We start from the raw sequence: 19,315 nt of genomic DNA, 5'->3' as shown, positions 1-19,315 counted from the left end.
TATGAATAAAATAGCATATATAGACAACAAAGCATTTGAAATTAAGGAAGGTGAAACCATGCTTTCATTTATTCGTCGTTACAAGGAAAAAAACTTAGTTCCTACGCTATGCGACGCACCAAATTTAGACCCTTTTGGCTCCTGTAGAGTATGTAGTGTTGAAGTGGCTTTAGAAGCAAATGGATCAGTAAAAACAATGGCATCTTGTCATACTCCTGTTACTGAAGGACAATATATTTACACAAGCACAGAGGCTGTAAAAGCACTCAGAAAAAATATTGTAGAATTGGTTTTAACCGATCATCCATTAGATTGTTTAACCTGTGAAGTCAATGGAAACTGTGAATTACAAACAGTTGCTGCACAAGTTGGAATTCGCGATGTTCGTTATCCTGAAGGTGATAATCACCTATACAGAATGAAAGATTTGAGTCATCCTTATATGACGTCTGATCTATCAAAATGCATCAACTGCTATCGCTGTGTAAGAGCTTGTGATGAAGTTCAGGGTGAGTTTATATTAAGTATGTCTGGTAGAGGTTTTGATTCTAAAATTATTAAAGGGCTAGACGATTCATTTATGGATTCAGATTGTGTAAGTTGTGGTGCTTGTTCGCAAGCATGCCCAACGTCTGCAATTTCTGATGTATTCCAATCAAAAGCTATTCAAGCAACAGATACAACAAGAACCATTTGCACCTATTGTGGTGTTGGATGTAACCTAGAGGTATCTACAAGTAATGGTGAAATATTAAGTATTCAAGCACCTTACGATGCCGAAGTAAATCAGGGTCATACCTGTTTAAAAGGTCGTTATGCCTTTAAATTCTATGACCATCCTGAACGATTAAATTCCCCTATGATTAAACGAAATGGTGAATTTGAAAAAGTGACTTGGGACGAAGTTTACGATTATATAGCTAACAAATTAACTGGATTTAAAGAAGAATTTGGCCCAGACTCAATGGCTGGAATATCGTCCTCTCGTTGTACTAACGAAGAAAATTATTTAATGCAGAAATTCTACAGAGCTGTCATTAATACCAATAATATTGATGGTTGTGCTCGTGTGTGTCACTCACCTACTGCCTTAGGTATGCAACGTACTTATGGCACAGGAGCTGCAACCAATTCAATTGACGATTTAAAAGACACCAATTGCATCATGGTTATTGGTGCCAATCCAACAGATGCACATCCAGTAACTGGAGCAAAACTGAAGCAGTTTGCCATGAAGTCAGATAATGTATCGATTGTGTTAGACCCAAGACGTACAGAATTAGCTCGATATGCTACACACCACATAGCTTTAAGACCAGGAACTAATGTAGCTGTACTCAACATGATGATGTACTACATTGTTTCAGAAGGTTTGGTTGATGAAACCTTTATTGAAAATAGAACTGAAGGATTTGAAGACTTTAAAAAGGAATTACTTTCTATTGACTTAGACCATATTGAACAAATTTCTGGTGTTACCAGAGATGAAGTTCGAGCTGCTGCAATGGCTTATGCTACTGCGCCAAATGCAATGTCATTCCATGGGTTAGGAGTTACCGAACATTCACAAGGAACATTCACAGTGATGCAAATTGCAGATTTAGCGCTAATGACTGGAAATATAGGTCGTCGTGGTGTTGGTGTAAATCCATTACGTGGTCAAAACAATGTACAAGGCTCTGCAGATATGGGAGTTCAACCTCATCAAGGAGCAGGATACTTGGATGTGACCAATGACGAAGTCAATAAAAAATACAACGAGTTTTATGGTGTTGAAGTACCAAAACATATAGGTTATAAAATTCCGGAAATGTTTGATGCTGCACTTGAAGGTAAACTAAAATCTATTTGGATTATCGGTGAAGATGTGGTGCAAACAGACCCTAATACTCAAAAAGTCATCAAAGCCCTTGAAGCAACCGATTTAGTGATTGTACAAGAATTATTTATGACTGAAACTGCCAAGTATGCCGATGTGATTTTACCAGGAGCGTCGTTCCTTGAAAAGTCAGGAACCTTTACAAATGGTGAACGTCGTGTGCAAGCAGTTAGACAAGTAGTTGAGCCTATTCCTGGAACAAAACCAGATGGACAAATTATTGTGGATATTATGAACCGAATGGGCTATAATCAACCTGATTATACTCCTGATGGTATGCTGGAAGAAATTTCTCAAATTGTACCTTTCTTTGCAGGAATCAAATGGGAACGATTAGGCATCAATGGTTTACAATGGCCAGTTGCTGCAGATGGCACTGACACTAAAATTTTACACACTACTGAATTTAAACGTGGTAAAGGTAAGTTTGAATTCAATGCTTGGGAAGAAACTGTTGAGTTAACTGAACACGCTAAAGACTATCCATATATATTAACGACCAATCGTGAATTGGAACATTACAATTGTGGAGCAATGACGCGTAGAACTGCCAATGAGCAAATCCTTCAAGATGATTATTTAATGATTCATCCAAATGATGCCAAAACACATTTAATTAATGATGGTGAATATGTTTGTTTAGAATCTCCAAGAGGTAAGGTTGATGTTAAAGCTCGAATAACCGACGAAGTAAAACAAGGTATTTTAAGTACTACGTTTCATTTCCCCGAAATAATGATTAACAACATTACTGGCGATGTTCATGACAGTGAAGCTATGTGTCCTGAATATAAAGTAGTTGCTGTTCGTATTAGGAAAAGTAAAGGAAAATACAAAAAAGAACTTGTGTAATAAACAAAGCCTCATTTTTCGATGAGGCTTTACTTGCTAAATAATCAATTTTAATTAATTCCACTCACTTCCAAATAGCTTAAAAAAGAAGCGTGCGAAAGGAAATCTAAAGTTGTTTAATGATTTTTTGTAAACTTTTTTGTTATAATTCTATCTTCTGTAAATACTTTTATAAAATACTGTCCTTGTGCCAATTCAAATATTGGAAAAGAATACATATTACTAAACTCATTTTGGTGAACTTTATGGTATCTTACTATTTGGCCTAGTTGATTAATAATTGAATATGCTTTAATACTTTCTGAAGATTTTTGCAACTTAACCGTCATGTAAGACCCTTTTGATGGATTAGGGTACAAAACCGCATCTTTAGACAACTCCAAATCATCCAAACCAGCTGTTTGGTCAACTACCACAAATTGTCCCATCATTCCTGCTAATGCATCCTCGTGTTTTAGCATATGGCAATGGTACATGTAAGGAATGGTATCATCAAAATGATCTTTAAATTTGGTAATTATTCTTGCTGTTGCGCCTGATGGTACCATGAAAGTATCTTTTCGTCCTTGTAAATATAGAGGTGGAGGACTACCATTAATATCTAAAATATAAAACTGAACATCATGTATATGAAATGGATGTGCAATAGCTGAAAAATTCTCTAAAGTCCAAATCTCTGTATTATTTAAAGGTACAGTCACATTAATCACATTCATATCCATAGTAACCCCATTTATAGAAAAATCTCCATTTAGTTGTTGAGAACCAGAAGTTAAAGGAGCAAACCTAAATGATCTTGTTTCGTCAGCAGTCACCTCAGCCAAAGGCACATCATTTACCAACGTTGAAGGAATTGTTGTTATTGGACTTGCTGTTTGCGCAACCACATCCATCTGCAACACATTAAAATCGGCACCATTTAAAGGATTCGGGTTATAACCATCTAATGGTTTTGAAGGTGAGTTTCCAGGGTACGTAGCTCCATAGTTACCATTTGTCAATTCAGAAGCATAACTCATCAAGTGAATTGTTTGCCCTTGAAGACCAGAAAAATCAACTAATATTTCGGCTCTAGCTCCTGGAGATAATGGTAATCTTGTTAATGCCAAAGGAGTGTTAACTAAACCTCCATCTGTTCCAATAAGATGAAACGTTCTATTTGCGGTTAATCCAAAATTAAAGGTTCGTTGAGAAGACCCATTTAAAAGTCTTAAACGCACTACTTGTGCTGGCACATCTAATTGACCATTCATAGTTGCATTGACCATTAATGCGGTGTCGTCATTCACATCACTTTTAATTTGATAGGAATCATCAAATGACTTAGTTTGTACAGCCAAAGGAAAATCATCAACTCCATAGCTTCTAGGTAAATTTAAAGCAGTTTCTTCAGTATCTTTAACAATAATAAATCCTGAAATACCTTTACTAACATGTTCGTCTGTATGATTTAAAAGGTGTGGATGGTACCAATAAGTTCCTGCTTTATCCATAACCTCAAATTGAGGATTCCAAGTTTGACCAGCACCAATTACTGTATGAGGACCCCCATCATTTGCTGCAGATACATGCATACCATGCCAATGTATCGTGGTGTCTTCTCCTAAATTATTGGTGATATTTATATTCATGTTATCACCGTTATTCATTATAAGTGTTGGTCCTAAAACAGATCCATTAGCTCCCATTGTAGAAGTATTTTGACCAGGAAAAAATTGAAACGTTCCTGTTTGAAGCGTTAAATTCACATTGGTAGATTCAATTGTACCTGGAATTGTTATAGGATTCTGTGACACCATAACAAAAGAAGTGAGACTCATAATGCAGATTAGTAATCGTGATTTCATAGGCAAAAAAGGCAAATTAATAGAAGACTAAATAGTCTTGTATTGCGAATTTATACTATACTTACTTATAACCAACAAAAAATTAGATTAAATGTAAACTTTTATTGTTGATTTGTTAAAATCTTAAAAACAATAATCATTTTATAATTTTTTCAACACTTCCGCATTTTAACATAGCATCTCCAAAATATGGATTTCTTATCTCGTTACTTAAACTTAACCAATAAGCACCTTTATCATCATCGGCCATAGGACAGAATTGTGAATATACTGCTTGGTTTATACCAAACAACTCTACGGTTTTAGTAATATTTGAGGATAATGGTTTGAAATATTTACGTTGAGATGCAATATCGGTTTCTTCTGAAAGTGAATTTGCAGCAGTTTTAATATTGTTTAAGAGTTCCATCCATTGCATATGAGCGCTATTATCTACTAAAAGTGTCATATCCACATTATCTAAGTTGTCGAGTACTATTTTTGCTTGTTTTCCTGTATTGGAAGCATCATCACTCACCAAATAATCTTTTAATACAAGATAACTTTCTACTACTGTTTTAAGCTGTTCTTGAAATGTTGTTGACACTTTGAGTCTCTCTATCGTTTTAGAAGAATCTTCATCATTCAATATTACGCGGTTCATCATGGATTGTTTTCCATTAAGTTGTGCAGCAGCATCTATTGTAAATGTCCCATTAGAAACGATTTCTTCGCCTTCTTCCAATCCGTTTAACACTTTATAGTTTTCACCAACTGCATTGCTAAGTGCTATTTCTCTTAGCTCGAACACTGGTGATTCATTTGGCACCTTTACATATACTATAGAACGTTCCCCAGTCCATAAAACAGCCGATTTTGGTATACTTAACACAACCTCTTTATCGTTAGATTTTAAATTGGTAGTAGCAGAAATTAACATCCCAGGTTTCAAGGTTTCTGTTGGGTTATTAAGTGTTGCCCTTACTGGAATTGTTCTGGTTTTGTCATTAAATGTTGGACTTATATAATCAATTTTCCCTTCAATGTTTTTATCTGGAAAAGCATTTACGGTAATTAAAATAGTCTGACCAAGACTTAAGCTTTTTACATCTTGTTCATATGCATCTAATTGCGCCCAAACAGTATTTAAATTCGTCACTTTGAACAATGGTGTACCTTCTTTAACATGATTACCTTCTTCAACAAAAATTGCCTCAATATACCCTTTAGTATTGGCATACATTTTAAAGTTGGTTATTACTTTCTTAGTTTGTTCAAGCCTCTCTATTTGTTGCTCAGAAATTTTCCAAAACTTCAACTTGTTTCTTACCGCTTTGTACAATTCTGGTTGTTCATTTTTAATATCCATAGCTTCAATTAGCTCATTTTGAGCAGTCACTAATTCTGGAGAATAAATAGATGCTATAACATCACCATGGTTAACAAATTCACCTTTACTTTTAAAATTTAACACCTCTATTCTCCCACCAAAATGAGCTGTTTGAATAGCGCTCGATTTATCATTGGTTTGAATTTTACCTGACAAGGTTAATTGATTAGCTGATGACTCTCCTACTCCAATAGTTGTTGTTTCTATATTCGCCAATGCCATTGCGTTCTCAGTCATTTTAAACTGATTGACTTCTAATCCATCAGTATTAGCTTCAGCAGGTATTAAATCCATACCGCATATTGGGCAATCACCAGATTCTGGTTTCATGACTTGCGGATGCATTGAGCATGTCCACATTGTATTACCTTCTGAAACCTCATCGTGATTATGTGATGCCTCTTTATTTATTGAGCCGCCAAATAGTAGCCAGCCCAAAATTAGACCAACAGCTAATATTCCTAAATAGATTACATATTTTTTCATAGTATTATATTTTAATATTTTTTAATTTTAATGCGTTTGCTATTACTGAAACAGAACTAAAACTCATAGCTAAAGCTGCTATCATTGGCGAGAGCAGTATTCCAAAGAATGGAAACAAAACACCCGCTGCAATTGGCACTCCTAATGTGTTATAAATAAGAGCAAAAAACAGATTTTGCTTGATGTTTTTCATTACAGCCTTACTTAAATTTTTGGCTTTTACAATTCCGTTTAAATCGCCTTTTACTAATGTTATCATTGCACTTTCAATGGCTACATCTGTTCCTGTTCCCATAGCAATACCTACGTCACTTTTAGCCAATGCTGGAGCATCGTTAATGCCATCACCTGCCATAGCAACCACTTTTCCGTTTTCTTGTAGTTTTTCTACTTCTTTTAGTTTGTCTTGTGGTAACATACTGGCTTTAAAATCTGCCAGATTTAACTTAGATGCGACTGCTTGTGCTGTATTGTGGTTATCGCCTGTAAGCATAATCACATCAATACCTTTTTCTTGAAGTTCCTTAATCGCTTTGGCACTTGTTTCTTTTATTTTATCGCCAATAACTACATAACCGACTATTATTTTATCTATGGCTAAATACGAAACAGTTTTTCCTTGTTTTTGATACCTTTTAGCTTCTTCTTTTATTGTAGGTGTAATTTCTGCTTTGGCATATTCCATCATTTTAGGATTACCCAATGCTACATTTTTGCTATCAATTTTGGCTTCAACACCTTTTCCGGTAACAGCACTAAAATCTTCGGACTTTAGTATTTCAGCATTATGCTCTTTTCCATATTTAACGGTAGCTTCTGCTAAAGGGTGTTCACTATTTGTGTTTAGTGAAACGATGTATTGTAACACTTCTTTTTCACTTAAAGCATCGCTAAAAGCACCTACGGCTTCAACTGTTGGCTTACCTTGGGTAATGGTTCCCGTTTTGTCAACTATTAATGTATCAACCTTGTTCATTTTTTCAAGAGCTTCGGCATTTTTAATCAATACACCATTTTGAGCACCTTTACCCACTCCAACCATTACTGACATTGGTGTTGCCAAACCTAATGCACAAGGACATGCAATGATTAAAACTGCAATTGCATTGACCAAGGCATAGACGTAAGCTGGTTCTGGTCCCCAAATAGACCATACAATAAATGTGATAACCGAAATGATTACTACAACTGGAACAAAATAACCCGAAACTTTGTCTGCTAAATTTTGAATAGGTGCACGACTTCTACTGGCATCATTTACCATATGAATGATTTGTGATAATAAAGTATCACTTCCTACCTTTTCAGCTTTCATTAAAAAGGATTGATTCCCGTTAATTGTTCCGCTACTTACTCTATCATCTACAGCTTTGTTTACAGGAATAGGTTCACCAGTAATCATTGATTCGTCAATACTGGTATCGCCTTCTGTAATGACACCATCTACAGGAATTTTATCGCCTGGTTTTACTTTTAGAATATCGTTGAGTTCTATTTCGTCAATACTGACTTCAACCTCTTCGTTATCCACAATTTTTATGGCTTTATTTGGTGCTAACTTTAGCAGTTCCTTTACTGCCGAATTGGTTTTACTATGCGCACGAGCTTCTAACAATTGCCCTAACAACACTAATGTTAAAATGACCGTTGCAGCCTCGAAATATACATGAACAGCGCCTAATTCGGTTTTAAATTGTTCAGGAAAGATATCAGTAAAAAACATACCAAAAACACTAAACAACCACGACACACCTGCACCAACACCAATAAGGGTGAACATATTGAGATTCCACGTTTTGATACTTCTGTAAGCTCGTTCAAAAAATATCCAAGTGGCATAAAACACTACTGGAATAGATAATACAAACTGAATCCAGTTCCAATATTTCTGTTCCATTATGTCGTATAATGGATTATTGGTTAGCATTTCACTCATTGCAATTAAAAAAATTGGTAAGGTGAATGCTGTAGCTATCCAAAATTTCTTTAATAATTTTTTATAAGCCTTTTCTTCTTCTGAAAGTTCAGGTTGCATTGGCACTAAATTCATTTCACAGATTGGACAGGAACCTGCTTCGTCTTTTACAATTTCTGGATGCATAGGACAGGTCCATTGCTCCTTTGAAATTGCTGATAAATTTTGTTCTTCAACCAAATCCATTCCGCAGACAGGACAATCACCAGATTTGTCGTAAGTTTTCTCACCCTCGCAATGCATAGGACAATAAAATGTGCCTGTGCCTTTTCCTTTTGGTTTCTGTTTTTTATCTTGATTAGATTCTGGGCGTTGACCTGCTTTGTAAATGGTGTAAGTATCCCCATCTTTTTTTAAGGTTTCTTGAAACGTCTCAAAAGGAATGATAGTTTCCATATCAATAACTGCTTCGGCTTTTTCTAAATTAACAGTAACCTCTACAACACCATCAACTTTAGCAAGTGTTTTTTCTACGTGCGACCTACAACCGTTACACGTCATCCCGTTGATAGGATATTTACGTGTTTTTATACCATCAGATTTGAAAGGATGTATATGATACTTACTTTTCTTTTCTTGAACCGCCTGTTCAAATTTTTCAATTTCAATATGTTGACCCATTTCAATCTTGGCTGTTTTATTTTCAAAATCAATAGCCACATCAACTACACCTTGAACTTCCGACAATGCATTCTTTACAGTTCTTAAACAACCTTTGCAAGTCATTCCTTGTATTTGATATTTGTGTTTCATTTTCTTAAATTTATAATTAACCCATAAAACTAATTCATAAAGCAATTTTTAGTTTTCCTAATTATGATTAATACTTATACAATTTTGTCTAACCCTTTTCTATTATGATTATGTAAATTTTTATAATCTGACATTGTCATTCCTGTTACCTGTTTAAACTGTTTTGCTAGATGGCTACTATTTTTATAATTAAGGCTGTAAGCTATTTCAGAAAAATTACACTGATTCAATTGGATGTGTTCTTTAGCTTTTTCTATTTTCAAGTTGATAAAATACTTTTCAAGTGTAATACCTTCAGATTTACTGAAGGTTTTACTCAAAAATGAATAGTTTTTGCCTAAATCATCTGCAAGTTTAGAAAGAATACCTTCGGTATCACCTTTATCTATTTGTTGTATGAGGGCTATTTTAATTTTTTCAACTAATGCTTTGGAAGAGTCTTTAATAAGCTCAAAACCTAAATCATTTAACTGTCTCTCTAGTTTTACATAATCATTGTTTTGAGTTTCTTTTACAACTATTTTACCAAGTTGAATAGACTCCACTTCAAAGCCCTCCTGAACTAATAGGGCTAAAACTGTTTTTTTACAGCGGCTACAAACCATATTTTTTATATATAAAACACTATTCATAATGCTTATTTAGTCAAATATTCCATTTTAGCTTTTGCGACAAATGCCTCTTTAACACCTTTAATTTCCATGAGCTGAAATTTTATTTTTTGCAACTGGAGGTTTAATATTTTATCATAATCTAAAATCCCTGTTTCATAAGCTTTTAAGTCCACATCTATTGCTATTTGTGTTTCAACTGTATTTTTTTGTGCAGCGACTACATTTAAAATAGCATTATCTAATTCTAGACTACTGGTTTGAAGCGCCATTTCTAGTTGCTTTTTTTGGGTTTCTTTTTTTGAATGAAGTGACTCTTGCTTAATTTTAACTTGAGCTGATTTAGACGTGTATTTTTTAGTAAAAATTGGAATAGACAAAGCTATTTTGGGCATCACAATATCTTTTCCGTTGTCGTTTAGCTTTAAATCTTGACGCTCTTCAACCAAAATATAATCTAACCCAAAGGATAATGTTGGACGTTTTTCCTTATCAATTAAATCGTTCTCCGCTTGATAAACCTTATTATAAATTTCAATTTTAGACAAACTAGGATGGCTATTAATTGTTACTTCTTCCATCATAATATCTAAAACACTTAAGCTATCAACAATTACTATTTGCGTATTTATATCTTGTTGTAATAACCTATTAAAATTTTTATTTAACGCTTCTATTTCGTTAAGGTTTTTAAAGATGTTACTATGCAATTCATTTTTTTGAACTTTTATTTTTAGCACATCGCTCATCGTTGCTTTATTGTTTTCTAAAGCCGACAATGCCATATTTTCATAGGTGGTCAAAATTTGCTTATTATCCTTAAGTATCTTCTCTATTTTATATTTTTGATACAACTCATAATACAACGTCTTTACTTGAAATAACAATTCTCTTTCAGCTAAGTTAGCGTCAAACTGTTTGGTTTCCGAAATAGCTTCTGCATAAGATTTTTCAGCATTAAAAGTTCCAAACCAAGGTAACCGCTGTTCTATTCCAAATTTAATTATTTGGGCCCCTACTCTAGTTTCAGGTGTTGACACAAATGGACCAACACTTACATAAGTATCTTCTAAATTCCCTGTTTCATTTACTTTTTCTTGAAACAATACATACTCTAGATGTTTCTCTTGTATTTCAGAACTATTAGCCTTGGCTATATTTAGATAATCTTGAAGTCTTTGAGCGCTACAAATGTTAAAGATTAATAATGTAAAACCGATTGTATAACTATATTTTATTTTCATTTTAAATTTGTTTTAGTGATATTTCTTTACTCCAACTGTATAATACTGGAACAACAAACAATGTAATTAAAGCAATAAGCATTCCTCCAAAACTTGGAATAGCCATAGGGATCATAATATCGCTACCTCGTCCTGTCGAGGTTAGTATTGGTAACAATGCTAAAAGTGTTGTTGCTGTGGTCATTAAGCATGGTCTAATTCGTTTTTCTCCTGCCTCAATAACAGAGGCTCTTATGTCTGCTTTTGACTTTGGTGCATTTTTATTAAAAGTTTGTGTTAAATACGTTGCCATGACCACACCATCGTCTGTTGCAATGCCAAATAAGGCAATAAACCCAACCCAAACAGCAACACTTAAGTTTATTGGATTCATCTGAAATAACTCTCTAAGATTAAAGCCAAAAAGGTCAATATTTAAAAACCAAGATTCTCCATACAACCAAATCATAATAAAACCGCCTGAAAATGCCACTGCAATACCTGTAAATACCATTAACGATGTAGCTACTGACCTAAATTGAAAATACAGTATTAAAAAGATGATAATCAATGCCAAAGGCACTACTACTGACAGTGTTTTTTCTGCCCTTAATTGGTTTTCGTAAGCACCTGTAAATTGATAGTTAATACCTTTTGGAACTATCAATTCTTCACGTTCTATAGCTCCTTGTATTGCTTTTTGAGCATTCTCTACTACTGTTACTTCTGCTTGTCCATCTAGTTTATCAAACAGCACGTAGCCTACTAAAAAAGTGTCCTCACTTTTTATTACTTGTGGTCCTTGCTCATACTTTATATCAACCAACTCTTTTAACGGAATAGGATTTCCTTTAGACGTTGGCACATAAATATTTCCTAAGTCTTCAGGACTGTCTCGTTGTTCTCTTGGATAACGTACACGAACTCCATAACGCTCTCTTCCCTCGACCGTTTGAGTTAATACTTTTCCACCAACTGCCACTTCTAAAACCGATTGCACTTCATCAATAGAAATACCATAACGTGCAATTTTTTTTCTATCAATATCAATTAACAAATAAGGTTTTCCAACAATTCTATCTGCAAATACCGCTTCTTTTTTAACACCTTCAACTTGTTTTAAAATGTTTTCAAGTTGCAATCCAAAGCTTTCTATTTGTCTTAAGTCTTGTCCTTTAACTTTGATTCCCATTGGTGCTCTCATACCAGTTTGTAGCATCACCAAGCGCGTTTCTATAGGCTGTAATTTTGGAGCAGAAGTCACTCCAGGTAATTTAGTGACATTAACAATCTCTTTCCATATATCGTCAGCAGATTTAATATGTGATCGCCAGTTACGATAGTATTCACCATCTTCATCAACAATTAAATTATTAGTTTCGATTTTGGTTCCAGAAGCCACGAAAGTTCCAGACATCGTTTCGAACAATCCATCCTCATTGACTTTAAATGTCTCACGCTTGCCTTCATCATTCAGTTTATATTCTGGTTTATAGATAATAACATTTTCGTACATGGATAATGGCGCAGGGTCGAGTGCGCTTTCAACTCGACCAGCTTTACCAACAACCGTTTTGATTTCAGGAATAGTAGCCACAGCCATATCTAACTGTTGTAACACACGTTTATTTTCTTCAACGCCTGAATGTGGCAAAGAGGTTGGCATCAACAAGAAAGATCCTTCATTTAATGAAGGCATAAATTCTTTTCCAGTATTGTTCCATATATTAATTCCAAAAAACACAATTAAAGCAGGAATACTTAAAAAGAGTAATTTATTTGCTAAAGCCCAAGTTAAAATGCGCACATAATATTGTCTAAACACAGTAAAAACACCTAACAAACCAAAGCAGATGATACCAACAAAAATAATGTTAGACACCAAACTATAATCGACACCTAAAGGACGCCAATACACACTTAAAAGCATCACAATAGCAATAGCTGAGATTACAATATTGATAATATTAGCTTGTTTATAGGATAAAGTTTGGTTTGATTTTAAGAAGTTAACCACTGCAAATGCAATGAGAATAACTCCTAATGTATAACCACTGAAGACAGTAAAAATTCCGAATAAAGCTAAAGCAGCATTTAACGCAAGTCCAATGTTTTTCTTAGGTGATTTCCAACCAAATAACCATGCTGCAAAAGGTGGAATTAAAAACAACGCGACTATTACAGAGGCGACTAAAGCCATGGTTTTTGTTGCTGCTAAAGGTCTAAATAGTTTTCCTTCGGCTCCAATCATTGTAAAGACAGGAATAAAACTTATAATCGTGGTCATTACTGCTGTAAGAATCGCTCCAGAAACCTCTTTTGTTGCTATAAAAACGACTTCATTAACTGGAGTTTTCGATTCGTCATCATCAATATGCCTGATAATATTTTCGGAGAGAATTACACCAACATCTACCATCGTTCCAATAGCAATGGCAATACCTGAAAGCGCTACAATATTAGCATCTACTCCAAAAAACTTCATACCTATAAATACCATGAGTACAGCTACAGGTAACAATCCAGAAATTAACACTGAAGCTCTTAAATTAAATACCATCACAATAATGACTAGAATGGTAATAAGAATTTCTAGGGTGAGTGCTTCGTCAAGTGTATTGAGTGTTTCTTGAATCAATTCGGTCCTATCATAAAAAGGCACGATGGTCAATTGCGATGTGCGGCCGTCTTTTAGTACTTTAGATGGCAAGCCTTTACTAATTTCTACAATCTGCTTCTTCACCTTAGTAATAACTTCCATTGGATTGGCACCATAACGTGCTACAACGACGCCACCAACAACTTCGGCTCCTTCTTTATCCAGAATACCTCTTCTCTCCGCTGGACCAAGTGATACTTTTGAGACATCTTTAATAAAAATTGGCACATTGTTTTCTGAAGTCACTACAGCATTCTCTATATCGCTAATAGATTTTACGTAACCCAAACCTCGAACTAAGTATTCAGCTCTATTAATTTCGATAGTTTTAGCACCAATATCTTTATTAGTATCTCTAACGGCATTAACTACTTGCTGTAACGATATATCATATTCTTTTAAAACATTAGGATTTACGTCTATTTGATATTCTTGAACATACCCTCCAATTGATGCTACTTCAGACACTCCTGATGCTGATGATAATCCATATTTTACATAATAATCCTGAACACTTCTTAACTCATGCAAATCCCAACCTCCTGTAACGTTTCCTTGTTCGTCGCGACCTTCTAAGGTGTACCAAAATATTTGTCCTAAACCTGTTGCATCTGGTCCTAAAGCTGGTTGCACATTACTTGGCAGCAATCCTGCAGGCAAAGAATTTAATTTTTCCAGAATTCTACTTCTGCTCCAATAAAACTCTACATCTTCTTCAAAAATGATATAGATACTTGAAAAACCAAACATGGAGGAACTGCGAATAGTTTTCACACCTGGAATTCCGAGTAAAGAGGTTGTTAAAGGATAACTTATTTGATCTTCAATATCTTGTGGTGAACGCCCTTCCCATTTGGTAAATACTATTTGTTGATTTTCACCAATATCAGGAATAGCATCAACTGCCACAGGGTTTCTAGGAAAAAATCCTGTATCCCAATTAAATGGTGCATTGGTGATTCCCCATCCAATACAAAGCACTAGAAGAAGTACTGAAACTAATTTGTTTTCTATTAAAAATTTGATGCTTTTATTTAGCATACGTCATTGATTTAATTGTTTAGACTACTTTATTTCTATAATAAATGCGAATAACAAAACATACCATATTAGCATATTACTAAATGGTATATTTCTCTAAAACTTTAAATCAAATTAAATAAACTTCGTCAAGTATATATATATCCTTGACTATGAGAGGAGGTGAATAATCTTTAAATTGAATGGTTTCTTTTGCAACACTCTCAAAAAGATTGATGTAACTAAAAACAAAAGTGCTTACAAATATTTTTTGCTGCAAATCTAACTTAGTAAAGTCAAGTTTTAAATCGTCTTGTCCTTTGACTAGTTCTTGCTCTTCGCTACAACAATTCTTCTTTATTACTGAACAATCTTTGCTTGAAGAATTTTGCATTTCCATACCACAAGATTTTACTTCTCTAAACAAAGAAGTATCAACAAGTGTATCGCCACAATAATGCTTACTTATGGTAAAGGACATTGTAGAAAGTAGTACTACAAATGCCATAGCAATAGATAATATTTTATGGAGCATAGATTTCATTGCAGTAACAAAGATACAAAAAATAACATATTACTTGTCTTTTTAGCAATAAGTTAACACACCTAAAAGTGTATGTTTTTTTTATAATTATATGTTGACTATTGACAAAAAGTTAAAATATTTCTGTAATTATTGACACATCAGTTTCTGATTTTTAATGTCTAAAAAATACAATTTGATCTATTTTAAGAATCATACTTTTGTATTTTTTAATTAAAAACACATTTTTAATTAAAAAAAATATTAATTCAGTTTTACACTTAAGAATATGTTAAAAAATTATTCTATATAGTAAAGCTTTTTCAAAATTCCTATCTTAGGATGCTCCATATTAACATTTAGATTCAACCATAATTTTCAGAAATATCTTTCTTGAAAACACGTTGATTTTATCAATACAAACTAAATATAAAGTATATATGAAACGAAGAGACTTTATTCAATATGCAGGATTAGGGACTGGTGCATTAATGGTGCCTTCTCTACTCATGGGAAGTAACATTCCTGCCGAGGCATTGCTTAATCCTGGTTTGGATGTAACCACAAAAAAATTATTAGCTGATGTGGCTTTAAACACAGCAAAATCTGCTGGCGCGACTTATGCTGATGCAAGAATTGGCAGATATTTAAACCAATTTGTATTTACACGCGAAAACAAAGTACAAAACGTACAAAATACCGAGTCATTTGGAATAGGAATACGTGTTATTGCTAATGGAACTTGGGGTTTTGCCTCAACCAACAATGTTACTGAAGATGGCATTAAAAAAGCCACCATGCAAGCCGTAGCTATTGCAAAAGCAAATTCTAAAATCCAAAAAGATCCTGTAAAATTAGCGCCTGTGCAATCGCACGGAGAAGTATCTTGGAAAACACCAATAAAAAAAGATTTTAAAAATGTTCCTGTATCTGAAAAAGTAGATTTGCTTTTAAGTGCAAATGCTGCAGCAATGGAAAACGGAGCAAATTTTGTAAACTCTGCATTGTTTATGGTTAATGAGCAAAAGTATTTTGCCTCAACCGAAGGTTCATATATTGACCAAGATGTACATAGAATTTGGCCAACGTTTGGAGTAACTGCTATTGATCGTTCAGCTGGTAAATTTAAATCACGTTCAGCTTTAAGTGCGCCTATGGGATTAGGTTATGAATACATGGATGGATTAGACTCTGAAAAAATTGAAGGCCCAGCTGGTTTAATTGGTTATAGAAATAGTTACGATATTATAGAGGATGCAACAGCCGCTGCAAAACAAGCTAAAGAAATGCTCAACGCCAAATCTGTAGATGCTGGTAAATACGATTTAGTTCTAGACCCTAATCACCTTGGTTTAACTATTCACGAATCTGTTGGTCATCCTCTTGAATTAGATCGTGTATTGGGTTATGAGGCTAACTATGCTGGAACAAGTTTTGCAACTTTAGATAAATGGAAATCTGGAGACTTTAAATATGGAAGCGATATTGTAAATCTTGTTGCAGACAAAACTCAGGTGGGCTCTTTAGGTGCTGTAGGTTATGATGACGAAGGTGTAAAAACCAAAAAGTGGGATTTAGTTCGTAATGGTATATTAAAAAACTATCAAGCCATTCGTGACCAAGTGCATATGATTGATCAAAACGAGTCTCATGGTTGTTGTTATGCACAAAGCTGGAATGATGTACAATTCCAACGTATGCCTAACGTATCGTTAGAACCAGGAAAAGAAAAGTATAACATCCACGATATGATAAAAGATGTTGAAAAAGGCATTTATATTGCTGGAAGAGGATCGTATTCAATAGATCAACAACGTTATAATTTCCAATTTGGCGGAACCGTGTTCTACGAGATTAAAAATGGAAAAATTGAAGGCATGCTAAACGATGTGGCTTACCAATCTAACACTCAAGAATTTTGGAATTCATGTGTTAAAATTTGTGATAAAGATGACTACCGCATTTTTGGGTCATTCTTCGATGGTAAAGGCCAACCTTCTCAGGTTAGCGCTGTATCTCATGGTAGTTCTACTACTAGGTTTAAAGATGTGAATGTAATTAACACTGGTCGAACTATTTAATAACTTATTTTACTAAAAGAGAATACTATGGCAATATATACAAAAGAAGAAGCACGCAGAATTATGGAAAAAGCCTTAAGCTTTTCTACTGCTGATGCTTGTGAAATAAATATGAACGGAAATGAAAGTGGCAATATTCGTTATGCGAGAAATACGGTATCAACCTCTGGTCACCGTTCTAACCAAACACTTGTTGTTCAATCTAATTTTGGTCAAAAATCAGGTGTAGCAACTATAGACGAGTTTGATGATGCATCCTTGAAGAAAGTTGTAGAACGATCGGAAGAATTAGCTAAACTGGCTCCTGAAAATCCAGAGTTTATGCCTCCTTTAGGACCACAAGCTTACGATGATTCTATTACATACAGTGAAGCAACGGCTAGCATTACACCTGAATATCGCGCTGAAGTGGCAGCCAGTAGCATTAACCCTGCTGCTGCAAAAGATGTAACCTCAGCTGGATTTTTAAATGATTCTTCAGGATTTTCTGCGATGTTAAACTCTAACGGTTTATTTGCTTATAATAAATCTACCAATGTTAATTTTACGGTAACAATGCGAACCAACGATGGCACTGGTTCTGGTTGGGTAACAAGAGACTTTAACGATGTAAGTAAGTTTGATGCTGTTGAGGCTTCAAATGTCGCAATAGATAAAGCGATAATGTCAAGAGAAGCAAAAGCAATTGAGCCTGGAAAATATACTGTTATTTTAGAGCCAGCGGCTTCTATTGGATTATTACAAAACATGTTTGGATCTATTAATGCACGTACAGCCGATGAAGGACGAAGTTTTATGTCTAAAGAAGGTGGTGGCACAAAATTAGGCGAAAAAATTGTTGACGAACGTATTAATGTATGGTCAGACCCATTGCATCCAGATGTACCAACTCCAACATGGAATGGTCAAGGGCAACCACTAAAAAAAATGAAGTGGATTGAAAATGGAGTGGTTAAAAATTTAGCTTATAGTCGCTATTGGGCAAAGCAAAAAGGTGTTGATCCAGTTCCTTTTCCACCTAATGCAATTATGGATGGTGGCAACGCATCACTTGAAGATTTAATAAAAAGTACTCGAAAAGGCATTTTAGTTACCAGACTTTGGTACATTAGAGGTGTTGACCCTCAAACCTTACTATATACTGGTTTAACACGCGATGGAACGTTTTACATTGAAAATGGACGCATTAAACACCCTGTTAAAAACTTCAGGTTTAATGAGAGTCCGATTATTATGTTAAACAATTTAGAAGAATTAGGACAGCAAGTTCGTATTAACGGAAACTTAATTCCTTATATGAAAGTGAGAGATTTTACTTTTACTAGTTTATCTGACGCTGTATAAAACAAAATTTTAATATATAACTGGTTGAAATGGATTATCGTTTCAACCAGTTTTTTTTAATAATAAGTTATTGAGCAATACTTTCTTTTTTACACGATTACAATATGAATCTGGCGATTGGGATGTCGATCAGCGAATGCCTTCAAATGTACTGAATTCGTTAGTGGAATACACAACATTGAAAGTGGATACGCAGGAGAAGATTATTCCACTAAGCAGTGATGAAATTTTTCAATGTCCATTTTGTTATTTGTCTGGACATAAGCTTGTTCAGTTTACAAAAAAAGAAAGAGAGAATTTCAAAAAATATGTCAATAACGGAGGTTTTGTTTTTGTAGATGATTGCAATCATGACATTGACGGTTTGTTTGCAAAATCTTTTGAGCGTCAAATGGAGGTTATTTTTGGCGCAGATGGATTAAAAAAAATCCCTAATAATCACGAAATCTATAATATATTTTTTGAGTTTGAAAATGGACCACCAACAACCTCGCAAGAGTTAAATGGTTGGGGAGATGACTTAGTTCACGAATATTTAAAAGCTATAGAAATAAATGGGCGAATAGGTGTTTTGTACAGCAACAAAGATTATGGTTGCGAATGGGATTACGATTTTAGGAATAAACGATGGTATAAAAACGATAATACACGTTTTGCAGTAAACATAGTTATGTATGCGCTAACATCATAAAT

Annotated in this window: 11 protein-coding genes; 4 read left to right on the top strand and 7 right to left on the bottom strand. The window is 34.4% G+C overall.

The window, feature by feature from the left end; genetic code table 11:
* The first annotated feature begins 1 nt into the window (after nt 1).
* Complete coding sequence (fdhF, locus tag E5167_RS03915) at nt 2-2,731, top strand: formate dehydrogenase subunit alpha (protein WP_136841265.1); 2,730 nt, start codon at nt 2-4, stop codon at nt 2,729-2,731.
* A 116-nt stretch (nt 2,732-2,847) separates the two neighbouring features.
* Here the strand turns inward: fdhF and E5167_RS03910 are convergent, their stop codons facing one another.
* From E5167_RS03910 to E5167_RS03880, 7 genes are all read right to left on the bottom strand, one after another.
* Entirely contained in the window at nt 2,848-4,551 is a 1,704-nt protein-coding gene (locus tag E5167_RS03910) for a multicopper oxidase domain-containing protein (protein ID WP_169301371.1), read from the bottom strand.
* Nucleotides 4,552-4,714: 163 nt separating this feature from the next.
* The gene (locus tag E5167_RS03905; protein ID WP_136841262.1) at nt 4,715-6,433 is read right to left on the bottom strand and encodes an efflux RND transporter periplasmic adaptor subunit; all 1,719 of its coding nucleotides are present in this window, start codon (nt 6,431-6,433) and stop codon (nt 4,715-4,717) included.
* A 4-nt stretch (nt 6,434-6,437) separates the two neighbouring features.
* Nucleotides 6,438-9,161 (bottom strand): heavy metal translocating P-type ATPase, encoded by a 2,724-nt coding sequence (locus E5167_RS03900; RefSeq protein ID WP_136841260.1) that lies wholly within the window; start codon nt 9,159-9,161, stop codon nt 6,438-6,440.
* Between the two features lie 74 nt (nt 9,162-9,235).
* The gene (locus E5167_RS03895) at nt 9,236-9,793 is read right to left on the bottom strand and encodes a helix-turn-helix domain-containing protein (protein WP_136841258.1); all 558 of its coding nucleotides are present in this window, start codon (nt 9,791-9,793) and stop codon (nt 9,236-9,238) included.
* 5 nt (nt 9,794-9,798) lie between these two features.
* Nucleotides 9,799-11,016 (bottom strand): TolC family protein, encoded by a 1,218-nt coding sequence (locus E5167_RS03890; protein WP_136841256.1) that lies wholly within the window; start codon nt 11,014-11,016, stop codon nt 9,799-9,801.
* 1 nt (nt 11,017) lies between these two features.
* Nucleotides 11,018-14,695: an efflux RND transporter permease subunit gene (locus tag E5167_RS03885; RefSeq protein ID WP_136841254.1), complete on the bottom strand. Its 3,678-nt coding sequence runs from the start codon at nt 14,693-14,695 to the stop codon at nt 11,018-11,020.
* 109 nt (nt 14,696-14,804) lie between these two features.
* Nucleotides 14,805-15,218, bottom strand: a complete 414-nt coding sequence (locus E5167_RS03880; RefSeq protein WP_136841252.1) for an HYC_CC_PP family protein — start codon at nt 15,216-15,218, stop codon at nt 14,805-14,807.
* A 419-nt stretch (nt 15,219-15,637) separates the two neighbouring features.
* On the opposite strand from E5167_RS03880, the gene E5167_RS03875 reads away from it, so the two are divergent.
* The 3 genes from E5167_RS03875 (at nt 15,638) to E5167_RS03865 (ending at nt 19,313) form a co-directional block, all read left to right on the top strand.
* Entirely contained in the window at nt 15,638-17,278 is a 1,641-nt protein-coding gene (locus E5167_RS03875) for a TldD/PmbA family protein (protein WP_136841250.1), read from the top strand.
* 27 nt (nt 17,279-17,305) lie between these two features.
* Nucleotides 17,306-18,622 (top strand): TldD/PmbA family protein, encoded by a 1,317-nt coding sequence (locus tag E5167_RS03870; RefSeq protein ID WP_136841248.1) that lies wholly within the window; start codon nt 17,306-17,308, stop codon nt 18,620-18,622.
* 70 nt (nt 18,623-18,692) lie between these two features.
* The gene (locus E5167_RS03865; protein ID WP_136841246.1) at nt 18,693-19,313 is read left to right on the top strand and encodes a DUF4159 domain-containing protein; all 621 of its coding nucleotides are present in this window, start codon (nt 18,693-18,695) and stop codon (nt 19,311-19,313) included.
* Nucleotides 19,314-19,315: the final 2 nt, after the last annotated feature.

Source organism: Pontimicrobium aquaticum (genome assembly GCF_005047595.1).
GTDB lineage: Bacteria > Bacteroidota > Bacteroidia > Flavobacteriales > Flavobacteriaceae > Pontimicrobium > Pontimicrobium aquaticum.
The sequence above is the reverse complement of the archived record's forward strand: the minus strand, read 5'-3'. Positions and strand labels throughout refer to the sequence as shown.